Raw genomic sequence first — 13385 nt, 5'->3', positions numbered from 1 at the left:
AATTCCCTCCCGGATCCCGCACCCGGGGTCAGGACGGGGACGGGATCGGCCGGACAGGTTCTGGCTAGGACCGGCGGCGGGGCTTGCCGCGCTTGGCGCCGCCCTTGGCGCCACTCTTGGAGCCGCCGGAACCGGCCCGGGGGCTCTTGCCGCTCGCCTTCCCCGTCGACTTCCCGGCCGTGGGCTTCCGCGGTACGCCGCCCGCGTCGGGGCGCTTGCCCTTCGGCTGGGCCGGTGCCGCGGCCGGAGCCTGCGAGCGGCCCCGTGAGCTGTTGACCGTCCGCCCCCGGACGATCCCGATGAAGTCCTCCACCAGGTCGGTGGTCGCGTCCTGCGGCCAGGACAGTGCGACCCGGGACTCGGGGGCGTCCGTGACCGGCCGGTAGGTGAGGTCCTTGCGGTGGTGCAGGCGCGCGAGCGATTGCGGGACGACGAGCAGGCCCACTCCCGCCGCCACGAGTTCGACGGCGTCCTCCGTGGTGGCGGGGCGCTCGAACGCGGGTTGTCCCGGGGGGCGCTCCCAGCCGAGGGTGTCGTCGAGCGGATGCAGCACGATGTCGTCGGCCAGATCGTCGGCGGTCACCTCGTCGACCGCCGCCACGACGTGATCCTTCGGGACCACGACCACCGTCGTCTCGGTGTAGAGGGGGATCGCGCTGAGGTCCTCCCCGTCGACCGGCAGCCGTACGAATCCCGCGTCGGCGCCGCCGCCCCGCAGCAGGTCCAGCGCGTCGGCGGTGGACACCGCGACGAGGGTCAGCGGGACGTCGGGCAGCCGCTCGTTCCAGATCCGCACCCACTTCGTGGGCGTCACTCCCGGGACGTAGGCGAGCCGGAACGAAGGGGACACATCATCCGAGCCTGTCACTTCACCAGGTTACCGGCCGTGGTCAGCGGTAGCGCACATGCTCGATACCCTTGAACCATGACGTCGCACCAGACCACCCAGACCATGAAGCCCGCGACCGCGGCGAAGAAGCTGGGTGTGTACCTCGAGGCCACCCCCGCCGAGTTCCAGGAGGGCGTCGTCTCGCGCGCGGAGCTGACCGCGCTGCAGGCCGACCCGCCCGCCTGGCTCCAGGAGCTGCGCCGCAACGGCCCGCACCCCCGCCCCGTGGTCGCCGCCAGGCTCGGCATCTCCATCGCCGGGCTCGCGCGCGGCGGGGTCACCGAGGCACTCACCACGGAGCAGATCGACGCGCTGAAGCAGGACGACCCCGAGTGGCTGCGGCGAGAGCGCGCCACCCAGGCCGAGGTCCGCAAGGAAGCGGTACGCATCAAGGAGAAGAACGCGGAGCGGTCGGCTCAGTCCCCCGGCCCGCGCTCCTGACCTCCCGCCGACCGGCGGTCTCCTTGCCCATCCCTCCGAAGTGCTCGGATTCGCCATCGGTCACATGATCGGCGGCGCGAGCCCCTGCCGCGGAGGTGCCGTTCGCGCCGAGGGGAGTGCCGAAGGGCGTCGCGGCCGCGGCAATGGATTGCATAAAACTGCAGCGAAACGTATAGTCATGCCATCCAAGAGGAGGGTTCCATGGCGGTACGCGCAGCAGTGGCGGGAGCGAGTGGGTACGCGGGCGGCGAAGCGCTGCGTCTGCTCCTGGCGCACCCCGAGGTCGAGATCGGAGCCCTGACCGGCAACTCCAACGCGGGCCAGCGACTCGGCGCGCTGCAGCCGCACCTGCTGCCACTGGCCGACCGCGTCCTGGAGCCGACGACCGCCGAGGTGCTCGCCGGCCACGATGTCGTCTTCCTGGCGCTGCCCCACGGCCAGTCCGCCGCCGTCGCCGAGCAGCTAGGCCCGGACGTCCTCGTCGTCGACATGGGGGCCGACTTCCGGCTCAAGGACCCGGCCGACTGGGAGAAGTTCTACGGTTCCGCACACGCCGGCACCTGGCCGTACGGCCTTCCCGAACTGCCGGGCGGCCGCGCCGCGCTGGAGGGGTCCAAGCGCATCGCGGTGCCCGGTTGCTACCCGACGGCCGTCTCCCTCGCGCTCTTCCCGGCCTACGCGGCCGGAATCGCCGAGACCGAGGCCGTGGTCGTCGCCGCGTCCGGGACGTCCGGCGCGGGCAAGGCCGCCAAGCCCCACCTGCTGGGCAGTGAGGTCATGGGCTCCATGTCGCCGTACGGCGTCGGCGGCGGCCACCGGCACACCCCCGAGATGATCCAGAACCTCGGCGCCGCAGCGGGGGAGCCGGTCACCGTCTCCTTCACGCCCACCCTCGCGCCCATGCCCCGCGGCATCCTCGCCACCTGCAGCGCCAAGGCGAAGGCGGGGGTCACCGCCGAGTCCGTACGAGCCGCGTACGAGAAGGCCTTCGCGGACGAGCCGTTCGTGCGTCTGCTGCCCGAGGGGCAGTGGCCCGCCACGGCGTCCGTCTACGGTTCCAACGCCGTTCAGATCCAGGTCGCGTACGACGCCGCCACGCACCGGATCATCGCGATCAGCGCCATCGACAACCTGACCAAGGGCACGGCCGGCGGGGCCGTCCAGAGCATGAACATCGCCCTCGGGCTACCCGAGGAAACGGGTCTTTCCACGATCGGAGTCGCACCGTGAGTGTCACGGCAGCAAAGGGATTCTCGGCGGCCGGGATCGCCGCCGGAATCAAGGAGAACGGCAATCCGGACCTGGCCCTCGTCGTCAACAACGGCCCCCGGCTGACCGCCGCCGGCGTCTTCACCTCCAACCGTGTGAAGGCCGCACCCGTACTGTGGTCCCAGCAGGTATTGGCAGGCGGACAGGTCTCCGCCGTCGTCCTCAACTCCGGGGGTGCCAACGCCTGTACGGGTCCCAAGGGCTTCCAGGACACGCACGCGACCGCCGAGAAGGTCGCGGACACACTGGGCCTGAACGCCGCCGAGGTCGCCGTCTGCTCCACCGGCCTCATCGGCGTCCTGCTTCCGATGGACAAGCTGCTGCCCGGAGTCGAGACGGCCGCCGCCCAGCTCTCCGAGCACGGCGGTGAGAAGGCCGCCATCGCCATCAAGACCACCGACAGCGTGCACAAGACGGCCGTCGTGACGCAGAACGGCTGGACCGTCGGCGGTATGGCCAAGGGCGCCGGCATGCTCGCGCCGGGCCTGGCCACCATGCTCGTCGTCCTCACCACGGACGCGGCGGTGGAAGGCGAAAGTGTCGACAAGGCGCTGCGCGCCGCCACCCGCACCACCTTCGACCGCGTCGACTCCGATGGCTGCATGTCGACCAACGACACCGTGCTGCTGCTCGCCTCCGGCGCGTCCGGCGTCACCCCGGAGTACGAGGAGTTCGCCGAGGCCGTACGGAAGGTCTGCGACGACCTCGGTCAGCAGCTCATCCGGGACGCCGAGGGTGCCAGCAAGGACATCAAGGTCGAGGTCGTCAACGCCGCGAGTGAACAGGACGCTGTCGAGGTCGGGCGTTCCATCGCCCGCAACAACCTCCTCAAGTGCGCCATCCACGGTGAAGACCCCAACTGGGGACGCGTGTTGTCCGCCATCGGCACGACCGCCGCCGCTTTCGAACCCGACCAGCTGAACGTCGCCATCAACGGCGTCTGGGTCTGCAAGAACGGTGGCGTCGGCGAGGACCGCGACAAGGTGGACATGCGCTACCGCGAGGTCCACATCGTCGCCGACCTCGCCGCCGGCGGCGAGACCGCCACGATCTGGACCAACGACCTCACCGCGGACTACGTCCACGAGAACAGCGCGTACAGCTCATGAGCAATACGACGCGGAAACACACCGCGCTCCCCAAGGCCCAGATCCTCATCGAGGCGCTGCCCTGGCTGACCCGGCACCACGGCAAGACCGTGGTCATCAAGTTCGGCGGCAACGCCATGATCGACGAGGACCTGAAGGCCGCGTTCGCCCAGGACGTCGTCTTCCTGCACCACGCCGGGCTGAAGCCTGTCGTGGTGCACGGCGGCGGCCCCCAGATCAGCGCGGCCCTCGACCAGCACGGCATCGTCAGCGAGTTCAAGGCGGGCCTGAGGGTCACCACCGAGGACGCCATGGACGTCGTACGCATGGTGCTGGCCGGGCAGGTGCAGCGCGAGCTGGTCGGGCTGCTCAACCAGCACGGGCCGCTCGCCGTCGGCATGACCGGCGAGGACGCGCACACCATCACCGCCACCAAGCACCTGCCCGAGATCGACGGCGAGCTCGTCGACATCGGTCGGGTCGGTGAGATCACCGCCATCGACACCGGCGCCATCGAGGCGCTGCTCTCCGACGGCCGGATCCCGGTCGTCTCCTCGATCGCCCGCTCCCAGGACGACGGACATGTCTACAACGTCAATGCTGATACGGCGGCTGCGGCACTCGCTGCGGCGCTGGGCGCCGAAACACTGATGGTCCTGACCGACGTCGAGGGCCTCTACGAGGACTGGCCCAACAGCGACGAGGTGATCAGCCGCCTCACCGCCTCGCAGCTGGAGAAGCTGCTGCCCGACCTGGCCAGCGGCATGGTGCCGAAGATGGAGGGCTGTCTGCACGCCGTACGCAACGGCGTCACCACGGCCCGTGTCATCGACGGCCGGGTCCAGCACTCGATCCTGCTGGAGATCTTCACCGACGAGGGGATCGGCACGATGGTCGTGCCGGACGCACATCCCGAGGAACAGGGGGACGCCGCATGACCGCCAACGAAGAGCTCACCCAGCGCTGGCAGGGCGCGCTCATGGACAACTACGGCACCCCGCGGCTGCCCCTCGTCCGCGGCGCGGGCACCCGGCTGTGGGACGCGGACGGCAAGGAGTACCTCGACTTCGTCGGCGGTATCGCGGTCAACGCGCTCGGCCACGCCCACCCCGCGATCGTCGAGGCCGTCAGCGCGCAGATCGCGTCCCTCGGGCACGTCTCCAACCTGTTCGTCGCCGAGCCGCCCGTCGCGCTCGCCGAACGGCTGCTCCAGCTCTTCGGCCGCGACGGCCGGGTGTACTTCTGCAACTCGGGCGCCGAGGCCAACGAGGGCGCCTTCAAGATCGGCCGGCTGACCGGCCGCAAGCACATGGTGGCGACCCAAGGCGGCTTCCACGGCCGGACCATGGGCGCCCTCGCGCTCACCGGCCAGCCCGGAAAGCAGGAGCCGTTCCTGCCGCTGCCCGGCGACGTCACCCATGTCCCGTACGGCGACGCGCAGGCCCTGGCCGCCGCGGTCACCGAGGACACCGCCCTCGTCGTCATCGAGCCGATCCAGGGCGAGAACGGCGTCGTCGTTCCCCCGGTCGGCTACCTGAAGGCCGCCCGGGCCATCACCGCGGCCACCGGATCCCTCCTCGTCCTCGACGAGGTGCAGACCGGAATCGGCCGGACCGGACACTGGTTCGAGTACCAGGCCCATGAGGGCGTCCTGCCGGACGTCGTCACGCTCGCGAAGGGCCTCGGCGGCGGACTGCCGCTCGGCGCGACCGTCGCGTTCGGACGGGCGGCCGAGCTGCTGAAGCCCGGCCAGCACGGTACGACCTTCGGCGGCAACCCGGTCGTCTGCGCCGCCGGACTCGCCGTACTCGACACGATCGCGTCCGAGGGACTCCTCGAGAACGTGAAGCGCACGAGCGAGAAGCTGCGGGACGGAATCGAGTCACTCGGGCACCCTTTGATCGACCATGTCCGAGGTGCGGGTCTGCTCCTGGGTATCGTGCTCACCGAGCCTCTCGCGCCCCAGGTGCAGCAGGCGGCTCAGGACGCCGGTCTCCTGGTGAACGCGCCCGCCCCCGATGTCGTACGGCTGATGCCGCCGCTGAACCTCGGCGATGACGAAGTGGAGGCGTTTCTCCGGGCCCTTCCCGGTGTTCTCGACGCAGTCAACGGGGATGGACGATCCTGAGAAATGGGACGAAGACGATGAGTCAGGCGCAGGACCATGAGCACGTAGGGCCTGCCGTGCCGCAGACCCGCTCCGCACGCCACCGCCGGATCGTGGACATCCTCAACCGGCAACCGGTGCGCTCGCAGAGCCAGTTGGCGAAGCTCCTCGCCGACGACGGGCTGAGCGTCACCCAGGCGACGCTCTCCCGGGACCTGGACGAGCTGAACGCGGTGAAGATCCGCAACAACGACGGCGACCTCATCTACGCGGTACCGAGTGAGGGCGGCTTCCGCACGCCGCGCGCGCCGCTGGGTGAGTCGGCGAAGGAGGAGCGGATGCGGCGGCTCTCCGCGGAGCTGCTGATCTCCGCCGAGACGTCCGCGAACCTCGTGGTCCTGCGGACCCCTCCGGGGGCTGCGCAGTTTCTTGCGTCGGCGATCGATCAGGCCGAGCTGCACGACATCCTGGGCACGATCGCCGGGGATGACACGGTGTTGCTGATCAGTCGTGATCCGACGGGTGGGCAGGCGCTGGCCGATCATTTGCTGCGGTTGGCTCAGAACCATCACTGAGGTGTACGGCGGTGGAGGCGGCACCCCCGGTCGGGGGGCCGCCTCCACTGTGGTGTTTTGACGGTGCGCTCCAGTCACCCGAGTCGTTGAGCCAAGCCCCCGGTGCATCTGACCTCGTCTCCCGCCGTGATGAGGAGGGCCTCTATGTCCGGAAGGGACTCCAGCCAGGTCAGAGCCTCTCGGGAGCCCATGGCGAAGGCGGCTGTCGCCCAGGCGTCCACCCAGGTCAGGCGGGGGCCCACCACGGTCACGGCGACCAGGTCGGTGACCGCGGAGCGGCCGGTGCGCGGGTCGACGATGTGGGCGCCGCGCTCGGCGGTGCCCGAGGTGGCCACCGCCAGCTCGTCGGCGTCGGCGGCGGAGACCACGGCCGCGAGCGCACCGGGGCGCAACGGGTCCGAGACGCCGATCCGCCACGGGCGTTGCGTTCCGGGCACGCCGAACAACTGGACGTCGCCGCCGCCGTTCACGCTCACCCCGCTCGCCCCGGCCGCGGCGATGTGCCGGGCTGCGCGCTCGGTCGCCCACCCCTTCACCAGACCGGTCGGATCGAGCCGGCCCTCGTACCTCGTGCTGAACCAGCCCTCGCTCAACCGCTCCGCCTCGGCGCACAGGCCGAGCACCTCGGCGACCTCCGGAGCGCACTCCTCGACGCTCAACTCACCGCGTGCGAGGCGCGAGATCTGACTGTCCTCGCGATAGGTGCTGAACACCGCGTCCACTTGGTGGAGTTGGGTCACCGCCTCCTCCAACGCGCGCTGAACGGGATCGGGTTCGCCGCCGCGCACGTCGAACGAGAAGACGGTGCCCATGACTTCCTCCGCGTGCCGCAGCACGGTCGGCTCCGGGGACGCGTCGGACGGGTCAGCCACCGGCCTTGTCCAGGGCCGACTGCAGGGACTGCTTGTATCCGCCGCTGGTGTAGGTGGCGCCGGAGACGGCGTCGATGTCGGCGCTGCCCGCGGCGACGGCCGCCTGGTTGAGCTTGGGAACGGAATCGTTCGTCACCTGCGTACTACGTCCGCCGCTGGGGGCCTGAACGGCCTCGGCCTTGGTGATCTTGTCGCCGCTCAGTGTGAGACGGACCTGGACAGGCCCGTACTCAGTCTGAGCGACGTCTCCGGTGACGGTGCGGGCCTGCGCCGCGGGTGGCTGTGACGCCTCGGCTGCCCCGCCGCCCGAGTCCGCCGCCCCGCCGCCCGAGCCCGTCGCACCGCCGCCCGAGCCCGTCGCCCCGCTGTCCGGGGCCTTGTCGAGGGCCGACTGGAGGGACTCCTTGTAGCCGGCGCTGGTGTAGGTGGCGCCGGAGACGGCGTCGATGTCGGCGCTGCCCGCGGCGACGGCCTCCTGGTTGAGCTTGGGCACGGAGCTGTTGCTGATCTCGGTGCTGCGTCCGCCGCTCGGGATCTGGACGACCTCGGACTTGGTGACCTTGCCGCCGCTGAGCGTGATGCGGACCTGGACGGGCCCGTACTGGGTCTGGGAGACGTCTCCGGTGACGGTCTGCTCGCCTGCCTGCTGCGCGCTGCCGCCCTGGGCCGACTCCTGCGCCCCCACCGTCTGCTGCGGGGCAACCCCGCCCTGCGCCGACGCGGACGCCGGATCGGAGGAGGGCTTCAGCGACAGCAGCAGGACGATCCCGGACACGGTGGCGGCGCCGGCCAGCACGACACGTCGAATGGGGTGGCTTTTCTTCATCGCTCCTGACTCCCGTCGCTCACATCTCGAACGACTCGTGATGGATGCGCCGGGCGGGGACTCCCGCGCCGCGCAGTGCTTCGTAGACCTGCTGCGCGAAGCCGGGCGGCCCGCACATGAAGACGTCGTGGTGATCGATGTCCGGCAGCTTCCCGCGCAGGGTCTCGGCCGAGATGTCCGGGCGCTCCCCTTCGGGGCTGTTCACCGCGTACATCAACCGGGCCCCGCGCTCCTCCGCGATGGCCGCCAGTTCGTCCCACAGGGCCAGGTCCTGGGTGGTGTTGGCCCGGTAGAGCAGGGTCAGGTCGCCCGCCGCGCCGGGCAGCGTCTCGAACAGCGCGCGCATGGGCGTGATACCGACGCCGCCCGCCACCAACAGCACCTTGCCGCGGCTGCGCTTGCCCGCCGTCAGTGCTCCGTAGGGGCCCTCGGCCCAGACCCGGGTGCCGGGCGTCAGGTCGCGCAGCGCGGCGCTGTGGTCGCCGATCGCCTTCACGGTGATGCGCAGCATGTTGGGGCGGGGTGCGGCCGACAGCGAGTACGGGTGGGAGCTGAGCCGCATGCCCGGCGCCAGGAAGCGCCAGCGGAAGAACTGCCCGGCCTCCGCGCCCATGCGGTGCAGCTTCCGCCCGCTGATCAGCACGGAAACGATTCCTGGCGTCTCCTCGATCACGGCCTCGACCCGCATCCGGTGCCGCATGTTCAGCCGGATCGGCGCGACCACCCGGTACCAGAGCACTGCCGCGGTCACCGCCCCGTACAGCCCGTACCAGACCGTTTTCGCGGTGGGTTCGACGGCGAAGTCGTTGCCCGTGGTCAGCTGGTGCCAGAACGACAGGTAGACGGCGGCGTAGGTGAGCAGGTGGATGTGGTACCAGGTGTCGTAGCCCATCCTGCGGCGCACCGGGCCCATCGAGAGCAGGCCGATGAGGAACAGCAGACCGGTGCCGATCGCGGCCTTGCCCATGTCCGGCAGTTGGTTGATCGAGTCGATGGTCTGCTGGACGATGTCGCCGAAGCTCTTGCCCGCCTGGAGCGCCATGCCGTACATGGTCAGCACGAGGTGGGCCAGGACCAGACAGATCGTGTACCGCCCGCTCATGGCGTGCCAGCGCGCGACCCGGTCGGAGCCCACCCGGCGCTCCAGGGCGGGCACCCGGGCCATCTGCAGCACCACCAGCGCCATCAGATACCCGGCGAGCAGGCCGGTGATCCGGCCGGCGTTCAGGATCTTGCTGTTGTTGTCCGCGATGGACGGGGTGTTGCTCCACCACAGCCAGATGACCCCGGCCGCGCCCGCCCAGACGGCGAGCAGCAGTGGGACGGCGGGGGAGCGTCGTGGGCGGATACGGCGCAAGGTCTGGCGCCGCGCGGCGCGGCCACCGGCGATCGTGGACAACGGTTCCTCCGTGGTCGTCCGTTGGGACGGGGTGAGGGGAGAGACCCCCTGGCCCAGAGATACGGTCCGCGACGCCCGTGTGTTCAGAGGCGGGCTAATAGTGAGTGATCGCGGTCGCCCCGCTCTCCGTCCCGATCGCGATGTGCGGCTTTTGGGACGGATCGGCCCAGCGTACGATCCGGCGCATCGCGTCCACCGGCACCGAGACGCAACCAGCCGTTGCCCCACGCCCGTTGACATGCAGGAAGATCCCGGCACCCCGCCCCCGCACCGGCCGTTCATAGTTGAACCCGATGACGAAGGCGTACGCGTACTGCGTGGGGTACGCCTTCAGGCGCTCGGACTGGACGGCGCGGCAGTCGGCGGGGCGGGGCTCGGTCCAGCGGTTGTACGCGCGGGAGCCGTTGTCCTGGCACCACCAGGACTTCTCCCGCACGGGGCGGTAAGGGGCGGTGGTCCCGGCGGGCGCGGCCTTGATCCCGAACGCGTACGGAAGGTCGTACAGCCCGGTGGGTGTCGTGTTCGTGCCCTGCCGCCGCGAGCCACCCTCGGTGAGCCCCTTGGCGCCGAAGCGCGCCGGCGTCGAACCGACCTTCACCCAGCGCCCGTCGCGCCGGTGCCACCATGTGAGCGTCCCGGTCGTCGAGGACGTACGCGGGGCCTGGGCGGTGATCAGCTGGGTGCCGCCACCGGTGTCCGCCATCCGTTCGGGGAGGGTGGGCGGGCCGCTCGGGGCCAGGGCGAGAAGGGGTATGGACGCGAGGGCGGCGGCTCCGGGGCGCATGGCTCAGACGGTACTGGGCGGCAGGGGGAGCGGCAGCCCGGGTAGGCCGTCCAGGCTCGTCGCGATGTGCTCCTTCTTCGCGAAGTACGCGCTCAGGGAGGCGTCGTCCTCGCGTGCGAAGCGCTTGGCGTGCAGGTCGCGGTCCTTGTCGTACGACATGAAGGGCACCGAGTAGCCGCAGCTGTCCCGGACGACCTCGGCCGTCACCACGATGATCGCGCGCAGGCCGTGCAGGGCCGGGTCGATGTCCGGGAAGTGTGTGAGCAGTTCCTGGAAGTGGGGGTCGTCGCGGAAGACCGGCTCGCCGCGACCGTGCACCCGGACGATGTTCGGTGGGCCCTGGAAGGCGCACCACATCAGGGTGATCCTGCCGTTCTCCCGCAGATGCGCGATCGTCTCGGCGCTGCTGCCGGCGAAGTCCAGGTACGCCACGGCTCGGTCGTCCAGCACGACGAACGAGCCGGTGAGGCCCTTGGGGGAGAGGTTGACCGTGCCGTCCCCGGACAGGGGCGCGGTCGCGGTGAAGAAGATCGGCTGCGCCTCGATGAACGTACGCAGTCTGCCGTCTATGCGTTCATAGGTCTTTCCCATGTCTAATGATTATGGAGAAAGACCTTTCGCCTGTCTAATGAATATCTGATTCCGTCTCTGCCGGAACGCGGGTTCCGTGGCCGCCCCGATCGGCGCGTGGGACGGGGCGGCCACGGAGGCTGCTACTGGTTGAGGGCGCAGGTGGCGAGGGAGTCCAGGCCCTGCGGCTTCTCCGCGGTGCGGCCGATGGAGATCGCGATGCGGTCGATGGTCGACGCGCGCTTGTCCGCCAGAGGGCCGAGGATCGCGTTCTGTACGAAGTTCGGTCCGCCCTGGCCGACGGTGTTCGCCAGGCGCGTGTTCGCCTCGGAGATCTGTGTGTCCAGCAGCGCCAGATTGCGGTCGACCTCGGCCTGGGCGGAGGCCGGGATCGCGGGCAGCTGCGACGCGACGTCCGGGCAGGAGATGGTGCCGACGGCGCCGGTGTCACCCGTCTCGCCCGTGTCTCCGGTCTCGCCCGTCTCGCCGGTGTTCCCCGTGTCGTCGCCGGCCTCCTCGGTGGCCGTCGCGCTCGGGTCCGCGGTGGCCGTGGCGTCGCCGTTGCTCACGCCGTTCGCGTTCAGGGTGCACGGCGCGAGCGAGTCCAGGCCCGTGGGCTTGGCGGCGGTGCGGCCGATCGCGGTGGCGATGCGGTTGATCGTCGCCACCCGCTTGTCCTCCAGCGGGCCGAGGATCGCGTTCTGTACGAAGTTGGCCCCGCCCTGGCCGGCCGTGTCGATGAGCCGCTGGTCGGCCTCGGCGATCTGGGTGTCCAGCAGCGTCAGGTTGCGGTCGACCTCGGCCTGGGCGGAAGCGGGGATCGCCGGGAGGCTCGGCGCGACCGCCGGGCAGTTCACCGTGCCGGGGGAGGTCGCGGCCTTCGTCGTGGCGTTCGTGCTGCTCTTGGACGTCTCCCCGGCCAAGGCGTTGCCGGCGATCACCGCTCCGGACAGCACGACCGCGGCGGTGGTGCCGATCATCACGACGCGGCGCTTGTTGTACTTCGGAAGGGCCCTGGACATGCGGAAGCCTCACTCGGGTCGGGGGTTGTCCTCTGTTGTTGAACAAACGCGGCGCCTGCGTTCGGGGAGAGGTACGAGTAAGCGCGTTCTGTCGTTCAAACACCTCCATGAATTTCGATCCGGCTCTTCTCGGGGGGCGGCATCAGGCACTTCCCGGGGCGGTGTCCGGCTCCTCCAGGGCGGCCCGGGATTGACGAATCATGCAGACTCCTGCATACTCATGCATATCAGCGAAGGCACTGTAAGGAGCAAACCGTGACCGAGCGCGTCGTACTCGCCTACTCAGGCGGTCTGGACACCTCCGTCGCCATCGGCTGGATCGCCGAGGAGACGGGCGCCGAGGTCATCGCCGTTGCGGTCGATGTCGGCCAGGGCGGCGAGGACCTGGACGTCATCCGCAAGCGCGCGCTCGCCTGCGGTGCCGTCGAGGCCGAGGTCGCGGACGCCAAGGACGAGTTCGCCGAGGAGTACTGCCTCCCGGCGATCAAGGCCAACGCCCTCTACATGGACCGCTACCCGCTGGTCTCCGCCCTCTCCCGGCCGACCATCGTCAAGCACCTCGTCGCCGCCGCCCAGAAGCACGGCGCCACCACGGTCGCCCACGGCTGCACCGGCAAGGGCAACGACCAGGTGCGGTTCGAGGCCGGCATCGTCGCCCTCGCCCCCGACCTCCGGTGCATCGCCCCGGTCCGTGACTACGCGATGACCCGGGACAAGGCGATCGCCTTCTGCGAGGCCAAGAAGCTCCCGATCGCCACCACCAAGAAGTCCCCGTACTCCATCGACCAGAACGTCTTCGGACGTGCCGTCGAGACGGGCTTCCTGGAGGACATCTGGAACGCCCCGATCGAGGACATCTACGAGTACACCTCGAACCCGGCCGAGGCCCGCGAGGCCGACGAGGTGATCATCTCCTTCAAGGAGGGCGTCCCGGTCGCCATCGACGGCAAGCCCGTCACCGTGCTCCAGGCGATCCAGCAGCTCAACCAGCGCGCCGGCGCCCAGGGCATCGGCCGCATCGACATGGTCGAGGACCGGCTCGTGGGCATCAAGTCCCGCGAGGTGTACGAGGCTCCGGGCGCGATCGCCCTGATCACCGCCCACCAGGAGCTGGAGAACGTCACGGTCGAGCGCGAACTCGCCCGCTACAAGCGCCAGGTCGAGCAGCGCTGGGGCGAGCTGGTCTACGACGGCCAGTGGTTCTCCCCGCTCAAGCGCGCCCTGGACGGCTTCATCAACGAGGCCAACCAGCACGTCAACGGCGACATCCGGATGACCCTGCACGGCGGCCGCGCCGTCGTCACCGGCCGGCGCTCCGAGACCTCGCTGTACGACTTCAACCTCGCGACGTACGACACGGGCGACTCGTTCGACCAGGCCGCGGCCAAGGGCTTCATCGACATCTACAGCCTGTCGTCGAAGATCGCCGCCAAGCGGGACCTCGCGTAAGACCGACCGGCAATGGGAGGGCGGCGTCGCGGGGTCTGGCACGCACATCTGCCGCGTTGTCGTCGGTCGCGATGGCTCCGCCATCACTCCCTCC

At 70.1% G+C, this 13385-nt stretch carries 14 protein-coding genes; 7 read left to right on the top strand and 7 right to left on the bottom strand.

The window, feature by feature from the left end; translation table 11 throughout:
• Positions 1-64: 64 nt before the first annotated feature.
• On the bottom strand, positions 65-868 hold the full coding sequence (locus AB0D57_RS02695) for a LysR substrate-binding domain-containing protein (protein WP_362066226.1): 804 nt from the start codon (positions 866-868) through the stop codon (positions 65-67).
• Between the two features lie 57 nt (positions 869-925).
• Between AB0D57_RS02695 and AB0D57_RS02690 the strand changes: the two genes are divergently transcribed.
• The 6 genes from AB0D57_RS02690 (at position 926) to AB0D57_RS02665 (ending at position 6369) form a co-directional block, all read left to right on the top strand.
• The gene (locus AB0D57_RS02690; RefSeq protein WP_362066224.1) at positions 926-1330 is read left to right on the top strand and encodes a DUF5997 family protein; all 405 of its coding nucleotides are present in this window, start codon (positions 926-928) and stop codon (positions 1328-1330) included.
• 201 nt (positions 1331-1531) lie between these two features.
• Positions 1532-2560, top strand: a complete 1029-nt coding sequence (gene argC, locus AB0D57_RS02685; RefSeq protein WP_362066222.1) for an N-acetyl-gamma-glutamyl-phosphate reductase — start codon at positions 1532-1534, stop codon at positions 2558-2560.
• The gene (argJ, locus tag AB0D57_RS02680) at positions 2557-3708 is read left to right on the top strand and encodes a bifunctional glutamate N-acetyltransferase/amino-acid acetyltransferase ArgJ (RefSeq protein WP_362066220.1); all 1152 of its coding nucleotides are present in this window, start codon (positions 2557-2559) and stop codon (positions 3706-3708) included. Before argC ends, argJ begins: the two co-directional genes overlap by 4 nt.
• Positions 3705-4625: an acetylglutamate kinase gene (argB, locus tag AB0D57_RS02675; protein ID WP_362066218.1), complete on the top strand. Its 921-nt coding sequence runs from the start codon at positions 3705-3707 to the stop codon at positions 4623-4625. The genes argJ and argB overlap by 4 nt, the downstream gene beginning before the upstream one ends.
• A complete protein-coding gene (locus AB0D57_RS02670) occupies positions 4622-5815 on the top strand; it encodes an acetylornithine transaminase (protein WP_362066216.1) in 1194 nt (397 codons plus the stop codon). Before argB ends, AB0D57_RS02670 begins: the two co-directional genes overlap by 4 nt.
• Positions 5816-5832: 17 nt before the next feature.
• Positions 5833-6369, top strand: a complete 537-nt coding sequence (locus tag AB0D57_RS02665) for an arginine repressor (RefSeq protein ID WP_362066214.1) — start codon at positions 5833-5835, stop codon at positions 6367-6369.
• A 74-nt stretch (positions 6370-6443) separates the two neighbouring features.
• On the opposite strand, the gene AB0D57_RS02660 is transcribed toward AB0D57_RS02665, so the two are convergent.
• The 6 genes from AB0D57_RS02660 to AB0D57_RS02635 all read right to left on the bottom strand — a co-directional run bounded on the left by AB0D57_RS02660 (position 6444) and on the right by AB0D57_RS02635 (position 11842).
• Complete coding sequence (locus AB0D57_RS02660) at positions 6444-7241, bottom strand: FAD:protein FMN transferase (RefSeq protein WP_362066211.1); 798 nt, start codon at positions 7239-7241, stop codon at positions 6444-6446.
• Positions 7234-8067 (bottom strand): FMN-binding protein, encoded by an 834-nt coding sequence (locus AB0D57_RS02655; RefSeq protein WP_362066209.1) that lies wholly within the window; start codon positions 8065-8067, stop codon positions 7234-7236. Before AB0D57_RS02655 ends, AB0D57_RS02660 begins: the two co-directional genes overlap by 8 nt.
• A 19-nt stretch (positions 8068-8086) precedes the next feature.
• Positions 8087-9466, bottom strand: coding sequence for a ferredoxin reductase family protein (locus AB0D57_RS02650; protein ID WP_362066207.1), 1380 nt, complete (start codon positions 9464-9466; stop codon positions 8087-8089).
• 94 nt (positions 9467-9560) lie between these two features.
• A complete protein-coding gene (locus AB0D57_RS02645; protein WP_362066205.1) occupies positions 9561-10250 on the bottom strand; it encodes a L,D-transpeptidase family protein in 690 nt (229 codons plus the stop codon).
• A 3-nt stretch (positions 10251-10253) separates the two neighbouring features.
• Positions 10254-10841 carry a pyridoxamine 5'-phosphate oxidase family protein gene (locus AB0D57_RS02640; protein ID WP_362066203.1) on the bottom strand — a complete coding sequence of 196 codons (588 nt, stop codon included), beginning with the start codon at positions 10839-10841 and terminating at the stop codon, positions 10254-10256.
• Positions 10842-10963: 122 nt separating this feature from the next.
• The gene (locus tag AB0D57_RS02635; RefSeq protein ID WP_362066201.1) at positions 10964-11842 is read right to left on the bottom strand and encodes a hypothetical protein; all 879 of its coding nucleotides are present in this window, start codon (positions 11840-11842) and stop codon (positions 10964-10966) included.
• 255 nt (positions 11843-12097) lie between these two features.
• On the opposite strand from AB0D57_RS02635, the gene AB0D57_RS02630 reads away from it, so the two are divergent.
• Positions 12098-13291, top strand: coding sequence for an argininosuccinate synthase (locus AB0D57_RS02630; protein WP_362066199.1), 1194 nt, complete (start codon positions 12098-12100; stop codon positions 13289-13291).
• The last annotated feature ends 94 nt before the right edge of the window (positions 13292-13385 follow it).

Source organism: Streptomyces sp. NPDC048275, from assembly GCF_040652275.1.
Classification (GTDB): Bacteria; Actinomycetota; Actinomycetes; order Streptomycetales; family Streptomycetaceae; genus Streptomyces.
Note: the sequence above shows the minus strand (reverse complement) of the source record. Positions and strands in the feature narration are given on the sequence as shown.

Excerpts from the sequence above, each read along its gene's own strand:
- AB0D57_RS02690 (WP_362066224.1), top strand. The coding sequence starts at position 926 with ATGACGTCGCACCAGACCACCCAGACCATGAAGCCCGCGACCGCGGCG.
- argC (WP_362066222.1), top strand. The coding sequence starts at position 1,532 with ATGGCGGTACGCGCAGCAGTGGCGGGAGCGAGTGGGTACGCGGGCGGC.
- argB (WP_362066218.1), top strand. The coding sequence starts at position 3,705 with ATGAGCAATACGACGCGGAAACACACCGCGCTCCCCAAGGCCCAGATC.
- AB0D57_RS02670 (WP_362066216.1), top strand. The coding sequence starts at position 4,622 with ATGACCGCCAACGAAGAGCTCACCCAGCGCTGGCAGGGCGCGCTCATG.
- AB0D57_RS02665 (WP_362066214.1), top strand. The coding sequence starts at position 5,833 with ATGAGTCAGGCGCAGGACCATGAGCACGTAGGGCCTGCCGTGCCGCAG.
- AB0D57_RS02655 (WP_362066209.1), bottom strand. The coding sequence starts at position 8,067 with ATGAAGAAAAGCCACCCCATTCGACGTGTCGTGCTGGCCGGCGCCGCC.
- AB0D57_RS02645 (WP_362066205.1), bottom strand. The coding sequence starts at position 10,250 with ATGCGCCCCGGAGCCGCCGCCCTCGCGTCCATACCCCTTCTCGCCCTG.
- AB0D57_RS02640 (WP_362066203.1), bottom strand. The coding sequence starts at position 10,841 with ATGGGAAAGACCTATGAACGCATAGACGGCAGACTGCGTACGTTCATC.
- AB0D57_RS02635 (WP_362066201.1), bottom strand. The coding sequence starts at position 11,842 with ATGTCCAGGGCCCTTCCGAAGTACAACAAGCGCCGCGTCGTGATGATC.